This window comes from Gracilibacillus timonensis (genome assembly GCF_900086715.1).
Lineage (GTDB): Bacteria > Bacillota > Bacilli > Bacillales > Amphibacillaceae > Gracilibacillus > Gracilibacillus timonensis.
This window is the reverse complement of record NZ_FLKH01000012.1, coordinates 2,098,065-2,119,522: the sequence shown is the minus strand read 5'-3', so window position 1 is coordinate 2,119,522 and position 21,458 is coordinate 2,098,065. Positions and strand designations below refer to the sequence as shown.

The 21,458-nt window shown below is 36.2% G+C and carries 15 protein-coding genes; 4 read left to right on the top strand and 11 right to left on the bottom strand.

What is annotated here, in order from left to right:
• Positions 1–92: 92 nt before the first annotated feature.
• The 6 genes from BN6556_RS20985 to BN6556_RS20960 all read right to left on the bottom strand — a co-directional run bounded on the left by BN6556_RS20985 (position 93) and on the right by BN6556_RS20960 (position 9,265).
• The gene (locus BN6556_RS20985; protein ID WP_066196035.1) at positions 93–1,544 is read right to left on the bottom strand and encodes a sulfatase; all 1,452 of its coding nucleotides are present in this window, start codon (positions 1,542–1,544) and stop codon (positions 93–95) included.
• Between the two features lie 279 nt (positions 1,545–1,823).
• Positions 1,824–3,455 carry a type 2 periplasmic-binding domain-containing protein gene (locus BN6556_RS20980; protein WP_066196031.1) on the bottom strand — a complete coding sequence of 544 codons (1,632 nt, stop codon included), beginning with the start codon at positions 3,453–3,455 and terminating at the stop codon, positions 1,824–1,826.
• Positions 3,456–3,619: 164 nt separating this feature from the next.
• Positions 3,620–4,495 carry a carbohydrate ABC transporter permease gene (locus BN6556_RS20975; RefSeq protein ID WP_066196028.1) on the bottom strand — a complete coding sequence of 292 codons (876 nt, stop codon included), beginning with the start codon at positions 4,493–4,495 and terminating at the stop codon, positions 3,620–3,622.
• A gap of 12 nt (positions 4,496–4,507) precedes the next feature.
• On the bottom strand, positions 4,508–5,431 hold the full coding sequence (locus BN6556_RS20970) for an ABC transporter permease (protein ID WP_235817568.1): 924 nt from the start codon (positions 5,429–5,431) through the stop codon (positions 4,508–4,510).
• A 418-nt stretch (positions 5,432–5,849) separates the two neighbouring features.
• Complete coding sequence (locus BN6556_RS20965; RefSeq protein WP_066196025.1) at positions 5,850–7,469, bottom strand: response regulator transcription factor; 1,620 nt, start codon at positions 7,467–7,469, stop codon at positions 5,850–5,852.
• Positions 7,466–9,265 carry a cache domain-containing sensor histidine kinase gene (locus BN6556_RS20960; protein WP_066196023.1) on the bottom strand — a complete coding sequence of 600 codons (1,800 nt, stop codon included), beginning with the start codon at positions 9,263–9,265 and terminating at the stop codon, positions 7,466–7,468. Before BN6556_RS20960 ends, BN6556_RS20965 begins: the two co-directional genes overlap by 4 nt.
• Before the next feature lie 659 nt (positions 9,266–9,924).
• Between BN6556_RS20960 and BN6556_RS20955 the strand changes: the two genes are divergently transcribed.
• The 4 genes from BN6556_RS20955 to dcuC all read left to right on the top strand — a co-directional run bounded on the left by BN6556_RS20955 (position 9,925) and on the right by dcuC (position 14,326).
• Positions 9,925–10,899, top strand: coding sequence for a LacI family DNA-binding transcriptional regulator (locus BN6556_RS20955; RefSeq protein WP_066196021.1), 975 nt, complete (start codon positions 9,925–9,927; stop codon positions 10,897–10,899).
• Positions 10,900–10,912: 13 nt separating this feature from the next.
• Positions 10,913–11,809, top strand: coding sequence for a ribokinase (rbsK, locus tag BN6556_RS20950; protein ID WP_066196019.1), 897 nt, complete (start codon positions 10,913–10,915; stop codon positions 11,807–11,809).
• A gap of 151 nt (positions 11,810–11,960) precedes the next feature.
• Positions 11,961–12,881 carry a ribonucleoside hydrolase RihC gene (rihC, locus tag BN6556_RS20945; protein ID WP_066196016.1) on the top strand — a complete coding sequence of 307 codons (921 nt, stop codon included), beginning with the start codon at positions 11,961–11,963 and terminating at the stop codon, positions 12,879–12,881.
• A 23-nt stretch (positions 12,882–12,904) separates the two neighbouring features.
• Complete coding sequence (dcuC, locus tag BN6556_RS20940) at positions 12,905–14,326, top strand: C4-dicarboxylate transporter DcuC (RefSeq protein WP_222860571.1); 1,422 nt, start codon at positions 12,905–12,907, stop codon at positions 14,324–14,326.
• A gap of 89 nt (positions 14,327–14,415) precedes the next feature.
• On the opposite strand, the gene BN6556_RS20935 is transcribed toward dcuC, so the two are convergent.
• From BN6556_RS20935 to BN6556_RS20915, 5 genes are all read right to left on the bottom strand, one after another.
• Entirely contained in the window at positions 14,416–15,243 is an 828-nt protein-coding gene (locus tag BN6556_RS20935; RefSeq protein WP_066196014.1) for a carbohydrate ABC transporter permease, read from the bottom strand.
• A complete protein-coding gene (locus BN6556_RS20930; RefSeq protein WP_078060208.1) occupies positions 15,240–16,166 on the bottom strand; it encodes a carbohydrate ABC transporter permease in 927 nt (308 codons plus the stop codon). Before BN6556_RS20930 ends, BN6556_RS20935 begins: the two co-directional genes overlap by 4 nt.
• Positions 16,167–16,254: 88 nt before the next feature.
• Positions 16,255–17,547, bottom strand: coding sequence for an ABC transporter substrate-binding protein (locus BN6556_RS20925; protein WP_066196012.1), 1,293 nt, complete (start codon positions 17,545–17,547; stop codon positions 16,255–16,257).
• A gap of 64 nt (positions 17,548–17,611) precedes the next feature.
• Positions 17,612–18,697, bottom strand: a complete 1,086-nt coding sequence (locus tag BN6556_RS20920; RefSeq protein WP_066196009.1) for a response regulator transcription factor — start codon at positions 18,695–18,697, stop codon at positions 17,612–17,614.
• Positions 18,694–20,451: a sensor histidine kinase gene (locus BN6556_RS20915; protein WP_066196002.1), complete on the bottom strand. Its 1,758-nt coding sequence runs from the start codon at positions 20,449–20,451 to the stop codon at positions 18,694–18,696. The genes BN6556_RS20920 and BN6556_RS20915 overlap by 4 nt, the downstream gene beginning before the upstream one ends.
• Positions 20,452–21,458 lie beyond the last annotated feature (1,007 nt).

Here is a 21,458-nt window from a genome sequence, read left to right as displayed (position 1 = left end):
CCTATGCAACCCCTTAAAACAAGGTTTTTTAATCACTCTTTTCCCTAACTGTTTCTCATTATTGTTATTCTAAACCTTAAGAATTGAAGTTTTTATCCATCTAATCCCACCCGTTCATATTGCCAACTTGGGGCTTGATACTTCTTCAATAACTCTAGTAACTTAATTTCATAATGTTTATGCAATTGTGAATTAGAAATGGGAACGCTTTGTTCTGGGTCTTCCCTAAGATTGTATAATAAATGATCTTTTGTAGCATGGTGATGCTGATAAGAATTTTGAGCAAGACGATAAACTGGTATATTTGTCTGCGAAAGAAATTGACCCACCTCGGCTACCTCATAATCTTGCAAGTTGTTATCTGTTGCGACAGGGACAGCTGTATGATGATATACAGCGCTATCAGGAATAGGCTTTCTGCAATAAGTAAACCGACCATCTGTTAGGTTAATATCTTTACCAAAATAACCATATAGCACTGCATCATGATGTGGTTCGTCACATTCAAATAAATGTGTCAAAGATTTACCGTGCACATGCTGAGATGGTTTTGCCTCGTGTAAACGAAGCAATGTTGGCATAAGATCCATTGTTGAAGTAAGTCCAGATACACGACCGCCGTTCATTAAAGCCTCAGGGATGTATGTTATCAATGGAATGTTTACTAACTTTTGATAATCAAACATATAGTTTTTGGCCCAGTATCCATGATCGCCAAGTAAATACCCATGATCAGTGGTTAAAATAACCGCTGTATCATGCCACATATTCCATTCATCCATTTTATCAAACAACTTACCGAGCCATTGATCAGCCATCGTCAGCGTACCTGCATAACATTTGCGAATATGATCGATCGCCTCCCAATCTGAATCTATTGGTTCATATGGTGGCCAATCGAAATGGTATTTACCTGCCCACGTATCATTGTATAGTTCTTTATATTTGGTTGGACATATGAATGGTTCGTGAGGATCAAACAATTCTAAATGCAGGTGCCAGTTGTCCTCCTTATGATTATTTTCAATAAAATTTATCGCTTGCATAAAGCATTGTGGTGTAGGGTAATCTTCATCTAGTTCAGAGTCCATAAAAGCACGATTAATCCAATCCTGCCGTCTATTTTTCCCTTTATATTTTGGAATATCAGGGTCTTTTACTTTCGGATGCCAGTTATCGCCCTCTTGTCCACGTATGAATTCCCAAGTGTCAAAGGGAGTATGGTACCCCCATCCCTTTTTTTCAAAGTAATGATAGTGATCTGTTATCAAATGACTGTATACATTAGACTGACCACGAAGTTCATCGGGATAAGTTTCATCGAATGGCTGTAGTGGACACCATTGTGACTCAAGAAAATTAAGGCGACCGGTCATAATTTCACGACGGGCAGGAATACAAGGTAGTGAACCACTATAGTGATTATCAAATACTGTACCTTTTGCAGTTAAACGGTCAATATTAGGAGTGTGAACCCATGAATTTCCGTAACAACTGAGATAATCGCGGTTAAGCGAATCCATTAAAATAAATATAGTTCTCAAGAGTATCACCTCGTTTATCTTGTATTCTTATTCTGATATTCATTCTTTCACGAATCGGATTTCATATAATCACAATGTAGATTTTAACTCTTTGTTATGAGTTTCTGTTAAATACGATCCTACAATTTGTTAAAAAAATGTTCACTTTACCTGAAGAGATTAATCAAACATTGCCATATCATGTTCTCATGACTGTAGATACTTCAAGTAAAGTGAATCAAAAACTTTAAATATTTATCTAACGGTTAATCTATAAAGTGAAAATCTTCGCTCATACATTTACTTCTGCGCCTGTTGTTGCTCTACGATGTCATAAATATCCTTAGCTAAAAAAGCTGAATCCTTGTTTTCATCATACCAATTAGTCCACCATTCCTCTGCGTCTGGACCTTTACCGTTCGCCCATACTTCTTTAGCATCTTCCAATGCTTGTTCTACGGAATAGTCAGAGCCACTAACAATAGCTTTCACCCATAAGTCATTGATTGCATCTCCCGTTTGTCCTATCGTGATATCCAGCTCTTTAGGTAACTGAGGCATATGCTCAGAATGGGTAATTTCAGAATAAGGACGATCTAAATCAAAGTATACCTCTTCTCCCATTTTATATAATTCAAGTCCTTCCTTCTCAATGGGTATATCTTCATTAAACATTGTTTCGTATCCGCACTTATCTTCCGTCACAAAGCTAGATGAAGATAACATAGCAGCATCGGTCATATAGCCTACTTCTTCCTTGTGCTCACCATCTATAATCTTCGGACACCCATTCTTGTCAAGCTCGTGATGCACACCTTCTTCCCCGTAATTCAACATTTCTGTTGTCGATGGTTTCACTAGAAAATCAACCAAATCAATAACATCTTCGGGATTTTCTGCTCCCCTGGAAACAGCAGCAGTCATTTGCACCGGATTTTGAAAGGTAGGATTAAATGCACCTGCTGGGCTTTCTGGATAAGCAATTGGGATAATTTCTGCTTCAGGTACATTTTGCTTCAAAGATTTATACTCATTTTTTGCAAACTGATCCCATTTTAAGAGAACTGGATAAATACCCAACTTACCAGTAACAAAATCCTTTCTTGCCTTTTCACCATTACTATCATTCAGATAATCTCGATCCACTATGCCTTCCTGATATAAGCGCTTTCTGAATTTGGTAGCGGCAACCGCACTGTCCCAGGCACGTACTATTTGATTATCACGCATAACAAAGCCCATGTTTTGAAAAACTTGATCTATAGTACGGGCAGATTGATGGCTAATTGCAATTCCATAAGTATCATCTTCCTCATTGTTATCTGGATCCTGTTCAGTAAAAGCCTTGGCTACTTCATATAATTCTTCAGTTGTTTTTGGAACTTCCAGATTCAACTTATCTAGCCAATCTTTTCGAACAAAAATGGCTCGTATTGGAGTGACCTCATTCATCCTTCCCAAATAATAAAGCTTTCCATCACTTAACGTTCCGGCTTTTTTCAATGAAGGATATTTCTCAAGCATTTCCTTATATTCGGTGCTATGATCTTCAATTATTGAATCCAAAGGCATTAATTGTTTTTGTTGATACCAAGTATCTTTAGGCCCTGCGCTGTATTCAAATAAAAGGTCAGGCGCCTGGCCAGAAGCAAATAAAGTATTGAACTTCTCTGTAGATTCCCAACGTGGTATAGGTTGATATTTTACATTGGCCGAGACATTTTCATTGATCCATTTCGTCCAACGATTATCTTCTATCGTACCTTCTACGGCAGGGACTTCACCACGATCATAAATCGAAGCTGTAATTTGATGATCCCCATCATTGTCTACAGTATCCGAACTCTCCTTCTCTGAACAACCAATTAACACTAACCCAAGCATCAAACAAAGAATCATCACCATAAATAACCATTTTCTTTTTATTCGCATGCTTTTCCCCTTCCTAAATTTAAGTGTGTGAATTCCGCATATAGCTAATAGGTTTCGTTTCATCTGCAATCAAGCACATCATTCAACCTCTAAAAAAGCTTGCACCTCAAAAGTTAATAGTAAAAGCACAGACCAAAATTACCTTCTAATGACCCAAAAACCAACTACCCTTTTATAGATCCAATCAACACACCTTTCACAAAATATTTTTGCAGAAAAGGATAGATTAATAACATAGGTATGACCATAACCATGACCCCTGCCGCTTTAACAGATTCTGGTGTCGTGTTTTGTATATCTTCCGGCATAACCTCATTTAACTCCTGCATAACCGATTGACTTTGCACCATCTGTTGCACAAGGACAGACAGGTTATACTTGTCTGTTTGATTGATATAAATTAGTACATTCATAAACATATTCCAATAACCCACGGCGTAAAACAAAGATAATGTAGCGATCATAGGTACTGAAAGTGGTAGAATAATCTTCATTAACAACCTAATTTCACCACATCCATCAATTCGTGCCGCTTCTTCTAATTCTTCAGGCAGGTTTTCAAAGAAACTTTTCATCACAAGCATATTATAGGTACTGATTAATCCCGGAAGCCAAATGGCAAAATAAGAATCTACTAATCCTAAACTTTGTACTACTAAGTAGGTAGGAATCATTCCACCTCCAAATAACATAGTGAAGACCATAAGTAACGTGAATTTTTTCCTTGCATAAAAATACTTGCGAGATAATGGATAAGCTGCCAGGATTGTAAAAAGCATGCTCAATCCCACGCCAACGACTGTAATAATCACACTGTTTTTGAATGCACTTAGGATTTGAGTTCCTTCTATTAAAGTTACATAAGCATCAAGCGTCCATCCTTTAGGCCAGACGGAAACAAGCCCTGACATTATGGAGTGTGAATCACTTAACGATAAAGCGGCCATGTGAACAATTGGGAATAAACAAGTTAATGAGATAATCGATAGAAAAATATAATTAGCTACATAAAAAAACTTATCGCCTAGTGTTGGTTTCATTATAATTACCTCCTAAAATAATCCCTGGTCGAACTTGCGCGCAATCCAATTGGCAGACAACACCAATACCAAACCAACTAATGCTTCAAATAATCCCATTGCAGCACTTAAGCTGAATTGTGAACCCTGTAAGCCCACTCGATATATATAGGTGCTTATAACATCTGCCACATTGGAAACGACTTCATTTTGTAATATATAAACTTGATCAAAGCCAACCTCCATAACATTTCCTGTTGCTAGAATAAATAATATAACAATTGTGGGACGTATTTGTGGGAGAGTAATATGCCAAATTTGCCTAAATTTATTGGCCCCATCCATGCTTGCCGATTCATACAGGCTTGGATTAACCATGTTAATAACCGCCAAGTAAATAATCGTGCCAAAGCCCATTTCTTTCCATATACCAGAGCTTATAAAAACCCCTATCCATGATAATGGTTTATACAAAAATGGATAAGGTTCACCAGTCCATTTTTCTACCCATTGATTTATAAAACCAGATTCCATGGAAAACAAAGTTAACACAATACCACCGATAATTACCCAGTTAAAAAAATGAGGTAAATAAACAATCGTTTGTATAGTCCGTTTGAAAAATATTTTTCTTACTTCGTTTAACAATAAGGCAAGAATAATAGGTGCTGGAAAACCAAGTACCAATTGCAGAATACTTAGCATAAATGTATTGCGAATAATATTTATTGTCTCCGTTTGAGTAAATAAAAGTTCGAAATTCTGAAATCCTGCCCATGGACTGCCAAATATTCCATCAAAGAAGTTGTATTCTTTAAAGGCAATAACATTCCCCATAATGGGTGCGTACTTGAATGTTAAATAGAAAGCGATGACAGGCAAAAACATCATTAATAAAGGGATATTTTGTTTGAAACGCTGTTTTCTTTTTAATTTTGCAGAATTTTTTCTTATCATTTCCGCATCCACTGACTCTATGTTTGTTTGCATATCTTGTGTAGGCTGCATAGATATATTTCTACACCTCTTTTCTAAAATGCTTTTCTTCTTCAAATACTCAGGATTTCTAATCATCTCATAGGCGATCACTCCCTAATTTTTGGTCAGTTGCTATCTCTACAAATTAATTCTACATAATTATGGTTTTTGTTTCCTTGAATTATCAACTGTAAAACTTGAGAAATTTACTTTTTTAAGAAACATAATTTATGTGAATATTGATTTCTTTTTGTTCTTTAGGTGACGCTTCTATGCTTTGAAATTATAAAAAATAACCGTTCCTTTTTATAAGTAACGGCTAGATTAATCATTTAACTATCTGGCAGGGTATTCTAATTTAAATGAATCAATTTTTACATTTCAAAATTCAAAGATGTCAATTAGATTTAAATGTGGTAGTAGAAGTTTGTACAATATTTTCTTTCCCCTGATTGTGTTTTTCGGCTTGCGTGCGATATTCTCTTGGCGTCTTTTTCGTTAACCGTTTAAAAACTGTGGTAAAATAGTTAGAATCATCATATCCTACCGATTCAGCAATTTCAAAAATTTTCATATTTGTATTACTTAACAATATTTTGGACTTATTAATTCTAAGATTGGTAATGTAGTTGACAAAACTTTCTCCTTTTTCTAGTTTGAATAAGTTACTGAAATAATTTGGACTCAAGTGAACATAATCAGCTACCTCCTTCAGACTACAGTTTTCCATATAGTGATCTTCAATATAACTTATTGACTTAGCAACGAGATTTTCGTTCTTTGTTTTCAACCAAGTATTTAATTCGTTATAAAACAGCTCTCCCTGCTCCATAACCCACCCTACTACTTCATCCATTTCATTCAATGGCTGAAGCTGATTAATCTGAATACCGACACCTACCTCTAGATCTTTCATTACAAACTCCTTTTGGATAATTTCATAAAATGAAAGTACAAGAATTAAAACCTCTAATTTTGCCTTTTCAATAGATAAGTTTTTTATGTTTTTGATATAGCTATCTACGTAACATTTCACTTGATCCACTTGCCCAACCATTATTTTCGACAAAATTTCACCTTGAACAGCTTCTATTTTATTTTGATTTAAGGCGAGAACCTCTAAATTTGAATTCGATATGGGTTCCCTTTTAAGATTAGCTCTTTTCAAAAGATTATTCGTATCTATCCTAATATTATTCTCCAAACAATCAGGTAACTGTAATAAATCTTCTATTGGATTTGTATGATGAATTTCGATCGTAATCCCAGTCACTTCGTAAATCACTTTTTCCAAAGTTTGATTGAAATTAGAAATAGAAGAAGACGGATCTAGAAAAATAGCATACATATCATGTAATATGGGTAGCATAATGCCTCTCAGATCAAATTTCCCTATCAGTTCTTCTGTAATTTGTGATATGGAAAGTTGCAACAAACTCAGATCTTTATGCCGATATGCCTTTGATTTTGGAAAATAAGTTACTACTTTACATAGTAGAAGTTCTTTTTGTAGATAATATTTCTTTATCCTTTCCACTCTTGCTTGATCATATGGCAATCGTAACATTAGCGATCGAATCGTATTTTCTTCAATTAATCGCCTTTCCAATAAAAGATTTTCTTGGTGCTTCATTTCTTTTATTATAGTATTATAGGTTTTATCAAGCACTTTAAGTAATTCTTTCTCAGAACAAGGCTTTAGCAAAAAGTCTACCACACCATATCTTATTCCTGCTTGCGCGTACTCCAAATTCTTGTAGCCTGTCAGCATAACAACCTTTGTTCTTGGATGTTCATGATGAATTGCTTTAGCCAAGTCAATCCCGCTCATATTGGGCATTCGGATATCCGTCAAGACTAATTCAGGTTTTAAAACCTTTGTTTGCTTAATAGCTTCATGTCCGTTTCTAAATGCTCCAACTACATTCCAGTTCGTTGCATTCTTTTCTATTAACTTGGTTAACCCTCGTCTAGTTGTGACTTCATCATCCACAATCAGTACATTACATATCATCATTTAGGATCTCCTTTTCCATTATCTATCTGATAAGGCAGAATAAGCTTCATTGTTGTTCCTTCTCCATACTTACTTAACATCTCTAATCGATAGGGCTCACCATAAACCAATTCAATACGATTAATAACACTTGCCATTCCAATTTTCTGTCGCGTCTGATCGCCTGAAGCGTTCAAACTTCCTTTCCATAATTGTTCCAGTGTTTCGGGATCCATACCACTACCATTGTCGATTATTGTGATAATTAGTTGATTTGAACAGCGGTATGCATGTATATCAATAAGCATATTTGTTTCTTTATCACGAAATGCATGCACGAATATGTTTTCCACCAACGGTTGCAGCAATAATCGGATTAACAGACAGTGATTCACATTTTCCTCAACTCGAATGGTTGTTTCTAATTCTTCCTTAAAACGATGTTCCTGTATATTCATGTAATTTTTAATATTATCGATTTCTTGTTCTAGTGTTACCCATTCATCCACAGGCTCCAATACATATCTGAGCATTTCCGATAACGAAACGACGAGTTTTGCTGTCTCTATATCATCCTTCAAGTATACGTTCCAATAAATCGTGTCCAGTGTATTATACAAAAAGTGGGGATTTAATTGAGCTTGAAAAGCTTTCAACTCTGCTTTCTTTTCATTCAGCTGTCTTTCATAAACTTCTTTAATTAAAGAATTGATATTGACAACCATGGAATTAAAACTTTCTCCGATAAATGCCAGTTCATCTTTGGTTTGAACTTCAATATGTGTATCGAAGTTCCCTTTCCGTAACTGTTGCATTCCGTGTACAAGTAATTTCAGAGGTCGCAAGAATTGCAAACTGGTGAAGATAACAAGTACTACTGCTAAAACAACTGCTAAGATCCCAGAATAAAGAGAAATCTTAAAAATGACCTGACTTTCTTTTTGTATATCCTGAAGGGATGTACGGCTCACTAGTGAAAATGAAAATTTATTAGCTTTACTTTTAGTAAACAAATAAGGAATGTCCTTCACAGTTTGTATTTCTGTTTGATTTAATGTATGTAAAAATGAGGGATTAATATGTTCAGGATTTTGTTCATTCGTATAAAGTAATTGATCTCTCTGATCAAACAAATAAAATCTCTCAGATTCCTTTTCAGTCAGTGTATTCAATAATTCTGAAAATACAGCTTCATTAAAAATCATAACCATCATGCCATAAGTTTCTAACTTTGATGTTTTCATCAACTTTGAAGCTACGATAACTTTCCATTCTTCTTTTTTCTTTGAACTAGGAACATTCAATTCTTTCCATATAACCTCGCCATCTGTTCCTTGCAGGCTACTTACTATTTCGAGGTAATTCTCTTTGCCTAGATTATTAATGGGATCGCCTTCTTTAATATGAATGCTTTTTCCTTTTAAATCATAAAAATATAATGCCTTAAGTTGAGGAATATTAAATTTTACGGTATTTAAGAAATCATCCATTTTTTCTGAATCTAAATATTGCTCATATTTACTTCTGCTATCTTCAATAGATGATTTCTTAATAATTTCTTCAACATTAGAATTAAAATCAATATAGTTTGATATTCGGTAAATACTTTGGATACGAAGTTCCAATCTTTCGAGCGCTTGCTCATTAATCATTGAAACCTGCTTGCTTAATTCTTCCTCAAAGATATGAAGATAGATACGGTAAGAAATATAACCACTTATACAAAAAACAATTAGAATCACAGCTGATAAACTAACAATTAATTTCATTTTAAAGCTTGATTTCACATTGAAAAATTTCCACTGAAAACGAGCCAATCTTATCACCTCTATTTTATAATATTCACGATTTTAGCTATCATCTCCTTTCGCAATAAATTTGCCTACATGTTGAGTAGATAAGTTTTTATATTTTAAGCGCTTTCAATAAAAAGAATTCTATAACGAAGAACGAATCACACTGAATATATCATTAACTCTATCTGTCCAATAGATTATAAATCATAAAACCCGAATTTGACAACTTTGTGGAAGTAGACTCTAATAATTGGTGAACGATTCCTTTTTATCAAATATTCAATTAAATTTTGGCCTCTATAAAACAAAGCTATTTAATATTTATCAAAGAATAATACAAGCAAAGGCGGTCATTCCATTTTTTAAACAAAGCAACTAGATTGACTCCGAAAAACGAAATGTACAGAAAGAGAGAAAAAAATATTTATTGGAACTAAGAAACTGACTGTGAAGTATAAGATTAACCATTTTTTGTGTCAGAAATCCAAAATCATAATTTAAGTCAAATGAACTAATACTCCCGAAGAGCAGGATTAAGAATAATTCATTATTTCTCTACAAATTAAAACCATTGACAAAAAAATAAAAATGTATTAACATTTATGTAACGGGTTACATAAACCCTATTATTTTTACTCAACATGTAACGGGTTACACATTGTTTTACAAGGAGGAATGTTATGGCAACAATTCGAGAGGTTGCGAAACTTGCAGGAGTTTCCGTTGCTACAGTGTCTCGTGCATTAAACCAAAACGGATATGTTAATGAGCACACAATGAAGAAGGTTCAAGCGGCTATTCAAGAATTAGATTACCGACCAAATGACGTGGCGAGAACACTCTTTAAAGGGACATCGAACATGATTGCCCTATTTGTTCCCGATATTATGAACCCTTTCTTCCCAGAACTAGCTCGTGCCGTTGAGGATACTGCTAATAAGGCAGGCTATACATTTATTCTTTGTAATACGGATAATAATCAAGAAAAAGAAACCCAATATTTGCACACCTTGTTACAAAAAACAGTTGGTGGCGTTGTAATGGTATCCAGTTCTATTGCTTCCGAAACACTAAATAAAATCCAAGTACCAATGGTAGCACTAGATAGAAAGATACCTAATTTAACGTCCATTACAGCCAATAACTACGACGGGGCAATCGAAGCTGTTCGTTATTTGCAAAAAATAGGCTGTAAACGAATTGCTCATATCAGTGGACCGAAAGATACAACAAGCGCGGTTGAGCGTACAACGGGATATTTAGAAGCGATAAAAAATGAGGAATGGTTTTCCAATGATTTCATTGTAGAAGGAAATTATACCTTTGAAGGTGCTTATCAAGCAACTAAACGTATACTACAAGAACGTCCAGAAATTGATGGTGTTTTTGCTGCCAACGATTTGATGGGAGTAGGTGTGTTAAAAGCTGCAGAAGAATTAAATTTGCGTGTCCCTAAAGATTTATCTGTGATTGGATTTGATGGAATTGAACTAGGAAAATTCGCAAATCCAACACTCACCACGATGGGACAACCAATTTATGAGATCGGAAAGCGAGCTGCGGAAATAATTATTGAACAAATAGAGAATAAAGATAGCAATATGGACTCCGAGCAATATACTGCTCAACTAATCCGCAGACAATCAACAATGTAAAGGAATGAATCGTATGGGAAAAACGCCACGCGTCTGTGTTATTGGAAGTATAAATATGGATATGGTGACCTCAACCAATAAAGTTCCAGGACAAGGTGAAACCGTCCTAGGTGAATCATTCACAACCTATCCTGGCGGTAAAGGTGCCAATCAAGCGATTGCAGCAGCTAGATCAGGGGCGGAAGTGACGATGATAGGAGCTGTCGGAAAGGATGATTTTGGTCAAAGCTTAATTAATCGATTCCAACAAGAAGGTATTAATAAAGAAGCAATAGAATTGATTTCCCATGAATCTACAGGGGTAGCAACTATTCTGCTTTCCGATGGAGATAACCGGATTATCGTGGCACCAGGAGCCAATCACCATGTAACTCCAGAACTAATTGAAAAAAAGAAAGATATGATCTGTGCTAATGATATTATCCTGATGCAATTTGAAATACCTATGGAAACGATTGAATATACGACACAACTTGCAGCCCAACATAACATACCAGTTGTGATTAATCCTGCCCCCTTTCAGGAAATCCCAGGAAGGGTATCCGAAGCAGCAACATTTTTCACACCCAATGAGCTGGAACTGCATGCGATGAAGGAAACCGTAAACATTGAAACAATGAAAGAGAAAATAATGGTGACAAAAGGAAAAAATGGTGTGGATTTTACGTTATCCACTGGAGAGAAAAAAACAGTACATGCTTATAGTGCAAATGTGAAAGACACTACCGGAGCGGGTGATACCTTTAACGGTGCATTTGTCACAGAATTCGCAAAAGAACAAGATATTGAAAAGGCCATAGCATTTGCTAATGCAGCTGCTTCGTTAGCCGTTGAAAAAATAGGGGCACAGGAAGGCATTCCGATGAGAGAGGCTGTACTAGAGCGAATGAAAGAAAGAAATGGGTCATAAACAAAACTTTTGTACCGCAATTCATGGTGGGAAGGTCGCACTTCCCTATCACCATAGTAAATAAGTGAAAAGTAATTGAAAACGCTTATTTCAGCTTATTTATCCGTTAAGTTTAGCATTATAAACATAAACACCCAAGGAGGAATTTTCAATGAATAAAAGACCAATTATTATTGATACTGATCCAGGAATTGACGATGCCGTTGCACTGGGGATTGCATTATATAGTGAGGACCTTGATGTTCGTCTAATTACCACGGTGAATGGAAACGTCAATTTAGAAAAAGTCACTTATAATATGCTCCGATTAATGAAATTCTTTAATAAACAAACACCCGTAGCTAAAGGAGCTGGAACACCACTAATAGTTGAACCAGTTGATGCAAGCGATATACATGGGGAAACAGGCATGGACGGATATGAATTTGAAGAACCAGATAACAGCTTACTTTTGGACGAGCATGCCGTGACAGCTATGCGTCGAGAAATTATAGAAAGTAAGGAACCAGTGACACTTGTACCAATTGGACCTTTAACCAATATTGCATTACTACTCAGAACTTACCCTGAAGTAACGAAAAATATTGAAGAAATTGTACTAATGGGAGGCTCCACAAGTAGAGGAAATTCTTCTGTGATGGCTGAGTTTAATATTTATGCTGACCCAGAGGCAGCAAAAATTGTGTTCTCAAGTGGAATCCCTCTTGTAATGGCAGGATTAGACGTTGGATGGAAGGCGCTTGTTTATCCAGAAGATAGTGAAATTTTAAGAGATATGAATAAAACAGGTAATATGATTTACCACTTATTTAAAAAATATCGTGGAGGAAGTTTTAATCATGGCCTGAAAATGTACGATAGTTGTGCTATTGCTTATCTTCTTAAACCGGACCTATTTGAAACAGCTCATACCTTTGTCGATGTAGAATTAACAGGAGAATTAACCAAAGGAACAACGGTTGTCGACTTGAAAGGTAAGATGAATAAAGAGCCAAATGTAAACGTATGTATCGACATTGACCCTGTAGCATTTAAAAAATGGTTTATAGAAAGCATTCGAAAGTGTAATTAATTTGTCATCGGAGGGGAAACATCATGATGGAAAATATTATAATGTACGGCTCAGCCTTATTGGCTGTTGTCGTCATTGTCTATATGCTGATAAAAAAATTAGATATTAAAATCGCCCTGTTTTTAATGGGAATCATCTTACTGATCATTAGTCTGCTTATGGGGAAAGAGATCGTATTTGAAGACTTTCAATCAACTGGTACAGCTCTACTCGATCCCTTACAAGTCATTGTAGAACAATTTAAATCCACTCTTAGTTCAGCTGGATTAATTATTCTTATCCTTGGAGGATATACTGCATATATGTCTTCCATTGGCGCTAATGATTTAACCGTGCAAGTCTTGACAAAACCGATAAAAAACGTAAAATCTGTATATTTTTTAGTACCCTTAACCTTTTTATTAGGGAACTTTCTTTCTTTAGTTATTCCAAGTGCATCGACGCTTGCAATACTTTTATTAGCTACATTATATCCTGTGTTAAAGCAAGCAGGCATGTCCACATTAAGCATCGCTGCAGTACTTGCAACTTCAGCAACGATTGTACCAACACCACTTGGCAGTGATAATGTTGCTATTGCACAAGAACTTGCTAGCTACGCTGCATTTGATGGTTTAACAGTGTCACAGTATGTTTTCAGTTACCATGCGCTAGTTTCCATTCCAACCATTCTCTTCATAGCGCTAGTGCATTATTTCTGGCAAAAGCATAGGGATAAGCAAGGCGACACAGGTGACTCAGACGAAGAAGTAGAATTGAAAGACATTGAAAATATTGAAGGTGGAAAATTATTTAAAACCATTTATTCCATTTTACCAATATTCCCAATTATCATTCTATTGATTTCTTTCCTTTTAGAAATGACAACATCTGTCTCTGTCACGATCAGCGTTGAAATAGCTGTATTAATTTCCTTTATCATTGCGATTGTCAGTGAATTAATACGCAACCGAAATACAAAGGAAGTTCTTGGAAACACCGAGAAATTCTTTTCAGGTATGGGTAATATGTTACCAGTAGTGGCTTTGCTTGTTGCCGCTTCTGTGTTTGTTGCAGGACTACAGTCTATTGGTCTAATTGACACGCTACAACAAGCTATGGAAAGCACTGGTGGAAATGGAAGTGGTATTATTCTTCCACTCATTCTTGTAGGTGTTACTGCACTTATTGTCTTACTTAGCGGTAGTGGCATTGCACTATTTTTCGCCATGGTTCCACTGGTTGTACCACTTGCCCAAGCAGCAGGAATCGATCCAATAGCTATCAGTGTGCCAATGGGATTAGCAGGAAACTTATTCCGTGCTGTATCTCCAGTAGCAGCAGTTGTTTTAATTATAGCAGGAACTTTGAAAGTAAATCCCATCCAAATTATTAAGCGTACTGCTGTGCCAATGGTGTCAGGTGTCATATTTATGTTCGTCTTATCGATGATTCTATTTCTGTAAATGGATAGAATGATACGCAATTAATTGATAAAAGCTGCTTTCTGTTGAAGGCAGCTTTTATCTGGTTTAGTTATCTTTACTAAAAAGCCTTATCCCTTCACCGCACCTTCCGCAATCCCAGCCAATATATATCGCTGAAAAAATGCATAAAAGATGACGATTGGCAACGTGGTCATAATTAATGATGCTAGTATTTTCGGCCAGTCATTGACATACTCTCCAAATAGCATATTTACTGAGAGAATCAACGTATAATCATTCACATCGGTTAACATCAACAACGGTAATAAGAAATCGTTCCATATCCATAAGATATCTAAGATAGCGACTGTCATTAGAATGGGTAACAGTAAAGGAAAAATAATTTTAATAAAGGTTTGAAATTCCCCCGCTCCATCAATTTTTGCTGATTCCTCTAATTCTTTTGGGATCGTCTTGACGAATCCATGACAGAGAAATATTGCCATATTAACGCCCACACCAATATAGATCAACCCTAAACCACCAGTAGAACCTTGTAAACCCAATGCCTTTGCCGATTGCGTCAATGTAATCATAATAGAATGAAAAGGAATAAGCATCGAAGACATAAACAACAAGAAGAAGATATTACTCATCCTTCCGGGTGTCCTTGCTAGCTTATAGCCTGCCAACGCCCCTGCCAGCACAATACCAACCAGTCCGACAACTGTAACTACCACGGAGTTCATAGTTACCTGCAATAAGTTCACTTGGGAAAAAGCCTGCGTATAATTTTCAAAATGTAATTTCGATGGCAGTGCCAGCACATTACTAAATATTTCTTCTTGAGACTTAAAGGAATTGACCACTACCATATAGATAGGGAAAAATGAAATCATCGCAAAAATAATCAACAGCACTGTACTAACCACGGATAAGGTTCGTTCCTGTCTCACGATTCCACCTCTCTCTTTTTCATCACTCTTACTTGGAAAAATGTAATAATCATTACGATGCCAAACAGAACCATTGCCTTCGCATTAGCATAACCATATCTGAAATTACCAGAGAAAGCCTCTTCATAAACGTTTAGCGCAATCACCTGTGTACTTCTTCCAGGACCTCCATTTGTCATACCATATACTAAGTCAAATATTTTAAAGGCTTCATTTAATGTTAAAAAGACACAAATTGTAATAGCGTGCATAATCATTGGAATCGTCACATGAAGCAAGTTTTGCAATGGTGAAGCACCATCGATTACTGCTGCTTCCTTTAGGTGCTGTGGTACGCCTTGCAATGCTGCAATATAAATAATCATCATATAACCAATTCCACGCCATAAAGACACAATTACAATGGAATAAAAGGCTACATCGGCATCCCCCAGCCATCCTTGATCCAACATCGATAACCCATACTTAGATAATTCGGGTAAAACAATCGTAAAGATAAACACCCACATAAATGCACTAATAATTAAGCTGACCATGTTCGGCATAAAAAATACCGTCCGGAAAAATCCCTTCATGCGCGAACGTGATTCAATCATAACTGCTAATAACAATGCGATAATATTTTGAAACACTAACACCACTGCGGTATACTTCAAGGTAAACCAAATCGAATGCCGGAAATCTGGATCTTGTGTAAAAGCTTCTACATAATTATCTAATCCAACAAAACTAGTGGTCCTTGCCAGACCATTCCAGTCAGTCAAACTATAATAAAAGGCACCAAATGCCGGAATAAACATAAAAGCCAGATAAAACAGCAGAGCCGGCCCAATAAAGATTGTCCATGATAACAGCTTTGATTTGTTAAATTTTCTTTTTGTTTTTTGCCTAGGTAAATTGCTAGCATCTGTTGCAGAACCCATTTGTCTTCCTCCTTTACGATATATTGTCCTCACGTATATGGGAAAGAGTGGTGATAAAGGAAGTACCCCTCTATCACCCACTCCTTGATCAATTATTCAGCTTATTCGCTTCTCTCCATGCTTGATCTAATGCCTCAATGACACCTTCTTGATCCAAGTTGCCCCCCAAGTAAGACTGGAAAACTTTTTCAGATTCTGATTTTACGGCATTTGGAATCGATGGATCTAGATAATTTTTCCCTTGTTCCACTTGCTCTAGTGCTTCTGTTAACCATGGATAAGGTTCAAAATCATGAAAATCGGTTACTGGATTGAATTTTAAATCTTCAAATAATTGACTGGAATCCTCTTCATCCAACATGTAATTAACTAGTGCAGTTGCCACTTCTTTGTGTTCACTTTGACTGGATACAGCCAGGGAAGTAGAGACACCCGTATTAATCATGGTAGACTCCGGATTATCGTTTATTGGCAATGGCGCTACTCCAAAGCTAAAGTCTTCATTTGCTGCTAAGATCGTTTCCGCATACCATGGCCCCATCACCCACATGGCTGCTTCACCATTGGCAAATTTATTACTACCTTGGTCAGGATCTGTTTCAAATGGCCGCTCCGTACCATTTGCATTCTGCAGATCCATGATGTCAAAGAAACCTTCTAAATCTGCAAAGGAACCTTCATCATTATTCATGTTCTCAATAAAATCAGGCGCATTGGTGTTCACTTGTCCCCCCACTTCCACTGGCAGATAAAGTTGTGGTACTTCTGGATCTTGATAAGCGGAGATAAAAGGTGTAATCCCTTCCGCATTAAAGGTATCCACTACATCCTCCATTTCAGATAACGTTTGAGGCAATTCAACACCGTGCTCCTCAAACATATCCTTATTGTATAAGAACCCCCAATGTAAACTTTCCATTGGAGCTGCTACTACTTGACCATCATAGGTGACAGCATTTCTTGGTGTTTCCAACAAATGATCTACAAAAGTTTGATCAGATAAATCCTCTAAGTATCCGGCTTCTGCATATCGAGGAATTTCATTGATGGCGTGCAAGGAAAACACATCAGGACTGTCATCTGAAGCTAAACGTGTCTGCAATATCTGCGAAGCCTCATTTGAACCAGGCATCTCTAATTGAAAGGTAACTTTTACACCATTCTCTTTTTCATACTTTTCAGCAAATTGATCAAAATAGTTCTCATAGATTTCCTTAAACCTTGGTTGAGGTAAGAATACCTTCAACTGTACTTCATCACCAGCTGAGGCTTGTTCCCCGCCAGAACTACTAGACTCTCCATCTCCACATGCTGCTAACAAACCTAGAAACAACAACACCACGATGCTTATTAGTCTCTTTTTCAACTTGAACCCCTCCATTTTCTATTAATTATGAATTCGTTTCCATTATAATAAGAAAGCGTTTTTATTTTTATTGATAGAATTAATTTCCGTTTTTGGACTTTTTTAATTCTCCCGGCGGAAAACCAAATACCTTCTTCCAAACTCGATAAAAGTAAGATACATCATCGTAGCCAACATAGGCAGCTGCGTGTTTAATTTTCATATTGTCTTTAGCCATTAACTGCTTTGCTTTATTCATTCTTTGTTTTAGAATGTATTCCGTTACATTTACTGCAAATTTATCTTTATATGCTTTACTGAGATACTCCTTGCTAACATGAAATTCTTCTGCAATATGCCTCAATGTCATAGCTGGGTTGCGATAATTTCGGTCAATATATTCTTTCACATCTGTTATTTGTAAAAAAGAGTTTTCTTGTTTAAAATCCATTAAATACCGCAACAACACAACAAACACTTCTTCCATTTGAGATAATGTGTCCGTGATACGGTTGTCTAGGTTTAATTCTACTGAATGATGAGAAAGCTCTAGAAATTGCAGGGATAGATTGTGTTGATATAACTGTTCTTCCACATAAATTATTAATTCATAATGCAGTTTTCCATGCACAGACTCTGTCACATCCTGATATTTTTTTAGTGCTTGATCTAATTCATCAAATGCTTGAGATAAACCAGTTTGATCACGTGCTTCAATAGCGGTAAACAATCGCCATTTGAATTCTTGCAATAAAGGAATAATCGATTCACCATAGTCAGAAAAGGATAAAGGTTTTTTGAATAGACTTTTCTTTCGCTCCAGAACGGCCTTTTCTAATGCCTTATTCAGTTCTAAAGGATTTACAGGCTTTAGTAAGTAATCTACAGATTGAGAACGAATCGCATGTTGCACATATTTGAAATCATCATAGCCGCTAATCACAATCGTTTGTATATCTTTATACTGCGCCGTTAGGCTTTCCAATAATCTAGTCCCATCCATCGTAGGCATATTCATATCAGTAATTAACACATCAACCGGATGGTCACGCAAATAATCCAATGCCTCTTGTCCATTGAAAAAATGTGCAACAACCTCCATATTATATTTTTCCCAATCTGCTAATTTTTCGATAATATCCCAAGTAGCTTTTTCATCATCTACGATTACTACCTTCCATCTCATTGTGCATCCTCCTCTAAAATAAGTGGTATTCGAATAAGAACTGAAGTCCCTCCCCCTTGCTTACTGTACATATGAATGCCATAGTCATCCCCATAGATTATTTTCAGGCGATTATTAACATTTTGCAGTCCAATACTTTGCTTGACATAGGATAAGTCTTTATGGTGTCCTTGTAATGATGCTAGAACTTTTTGCAATGTCGCTGGCTCCATCCCTTTTCCATTATCTTCAATCAAAATCTCTACTTCCTCTAATACAATTTCTACTGTAATGGAAAGCCGCCATTTCTGATCATCCGAGGCGAAGGCATGCGAAAATGCATTTTCGACGATCGGCTGTAAGGTTAAAATCGGTATAGTACTGCAGCTTACTTCCTCATCCACATATAAATCCAAGACAAGACGATCTTGAAACCGCTGCTTTTGAATATACAGATATTGCTGTAAATGTTTGATTTCATCATCAATGGTGACGACATCTTTGTTGGCCCGCAGTGTATAACGGAACATCTCGCCTAATGCTTGAATCATGCGATATACCTGCTTCCCTTCATTGGACAAAGCTCCATTACCAATCAGTTGTAAGGAATTATGTAGAAAATGCGGATTTATTTTATGCTGAAGCGCTTGATACTGAGCTTGTTGTTTTTCTAGCGCGTGTTTATATTCAATCTCAATTAAATGCTTCAATTGGTGAATCATATCGACAAAATTCCGTTGCAGGATAGCAATTTCATCCGATCGATTTTGGTCAATCTCCATAGTAGTTTGAAAATTATCGTGAACCACTTTATCCATTTCACTCGCTAATACACTGATTGGTCTGGTTACTTTCCAGTAGAAAAACACGGAAAAGCCAATGATCATAAAAATAGCAATTACTCCAATGAGTATACCGAACTGAATAATAGACTCCCCACTTGCCAGCACAGATTGTTTTGGGATCAACTTTAAAATGTGAATATTATCATGAACAGCCTGCTGAAAGGCATAAAACGATTCTAATTCTAAAAATGTTTCTTGATACAATTGGTCATTCTGTGCTAAATCCGTCAGTTGGGATTCCTTCGACTGATCGGCAAATGGTTGATGGACAATCTCTCCATCCCCATTTACTACTAAAATAATGTCTTCTTCTTTTCCTTGTAACATTTGGAAGGCGCTGGCCATCACGCCCCATTTCACGGATAACGATATCGCTGCAATCCGTTCTCTCGTATAAAAATCATTGACGTTCCGCTTGATGGCAAAAGCCTCTTGATTCATATCGACTAGAAAACGACCCTCATAGTCAAGATTTTGCCATTCTGGTTCATGATAATGATAAGCAGTTTGATAATCGGTTAAGGACACCAATCGCTCATCCCATATGGTGTAAGTCTGCACTTGTTTGATATTATTTGGATTACTATTAAACAGATTAATCATGCGTCTTTCCATGTATTGTCTCGCTGCAAAGATCTCACTATCATCCGTAGTAAGTTTTAAACTATTCACAAAGTTCTCATCAAATAATAAGGAATAAAGCAGTTCGTCATAATCGGTGATTTTTTCTTGCATATAGGTCTGTGCCATCTCCATAGCTGCTTGATTGGATCGTCTCATTTCTTTATATGACTCATTTGTGGCGAAATAAAAGGCCATACTGATAACAATAACTAACAAGGTAATCAGCGCTATTACAACGGTCCAAAATAATTTATAATGAATATGATGACGTGTATGCGTAAATAAATGTTTCCATTTGTAGTTCAATAAAACTGCCTCCTTCTAATGAGCATTTCTTATTATTCACCGGAAATGAAGAAAAAAGCAGGACACCACGTTGAGCATCCTACTTCCTCCATCATGTATGTTGCATATCCTAAAGAAACCCTTTAACTAATCAATATTAAATAAGTTCGTTATTAACCCATTATCACGAAAGGAACTATTTATCAGTTTAAAAAAAGCGAGGGTGGTATCTCTTTGATTGATTGGAAAGAAGCTGCGATTAACTGTCAACTAATTCTTGCATAGCCGAATAGATACACTGAGAAAAATAGCTTCTGTATGTAAGATTACGTATGTTCGTTTACTGATTTTAGACATCATATTTTGATTCTTCCCATTAGCTTGAGACAATCTTCGATAATTTAATTGCACATGTGAAAACTTCCTATCATTGCTCATCACCTTCCCTCATTGCAATATTTGGTTCATCCCATAGACCAACTTCTTAAAAGGTACAGCAATCACTATTATAAGCATACCTATTAATACTATATCATCCTAGTACACAACCATTTATCATCAAACCCTCATTTACGACGCGAAAAGACAGCGTTTACATTATTGTCCACAGTTCTAGTTTATCTAATTTTCTTTGGTAATCTTATGCACCATTTTAAGCTTAAATATTGGATTATTTTAATTACGATAAACCTCACTGATTTTTCAAATAAAAACAAACCCTACTATATAAGTTGAACTTATAAATGTAACAAAAATGTGTGACAAGCAAGTCCTTACCCGCAATATTTCCTAATAATACCTCGGAATGGTCATTCACACGTCTTACAGCTCTGCTGGAAGGTAGCACCTATCCGATCCATGAGACATTATTTCATTCAACTTATATAGTGATGCAGTCGGTCGTTAACTACCTATTTTTTAGAGAATATACTACTGTTTAAAACTATAGATGATAGAATAAAATGAAAACATAGACGTGTTCCCCATCGTTTCTTACGATAACATTGTATGAATACGTTATTAACCGC

Coding starts and splice junctions, on each gene's coding strand:
- BN6556_RS20980 (WP_066196031.1), bottom strand. CDS start 3,455: ATGCGAATAAAAAGAAAATGGTTATTTATGGTGATGATTCTTTGTTTG.
- BN6556_RS20975 (WP_066196028.1), bottom strand. CDS start 4,495: ATGAAACCAACACTAGGCGATAAGTTTTTTTATGTAGCTAATTATATT.
- BN6556_RS20970 (WP_235817568.1), bottom strand. CDS start 5,431: ATGATAAGAAAAAATTCTGCAAAATTAAAAAGAAAACAGCGTTTCAAA.
- BN6556_RS20965 (WP_066196025.1), bottom strand. CDS start 7,469: ATGATGATATGTAATGTACTGATTGTGGATGATGAAGTCACAACTAGA.
- BN6556_RS20955 (WP_066196021.1), top strand. CDS start 9,925: ATGGCAACAATTCGAGAGGTTGCGAAACTTGCAGGAGTTTCCGTTGCT.
- rbsK (WP_066196019.1), top strand. CDS start 10,913: ATGGGAAAAACGCCACGCGTCTGTGTTATTGGAAGTATAAATATGGAT.
- rihC (WP_066196016.1), top strand. CDS start 11,961: ATGAATAAAAGACCAATTATTATTGATACTGATCCAGGAATTGACGAT.
- dcuC (WP_222860571.1), top strand. CDS start 12,905: ATGATGGAAAATATTATAATGTACGGCTCAGCCTTATTGGCTGTTGTC.
- BN6556_RS20930 (WP_078060208.1), bottom strand. CDS start 16,166: ATGGGTTCTGCAACAGATGCTAGCAATTTACCTAGGCAAAAAACAAAA.
- BN6556_RS20925 (WP_066196012.1), bottom strand. CDS start 17,547: ATGGAGGGGTTCAAGTTGAAAAAGAGACTAATAAGCATCGTGGTGTTG.
- BN6556_RS20920 (WP_066196009.1), bottom strand. CDS start 18,697: ATGAGATGGAAGGTAGTAATCGTAGATGATGAAAAAGCTACTTGGGAT.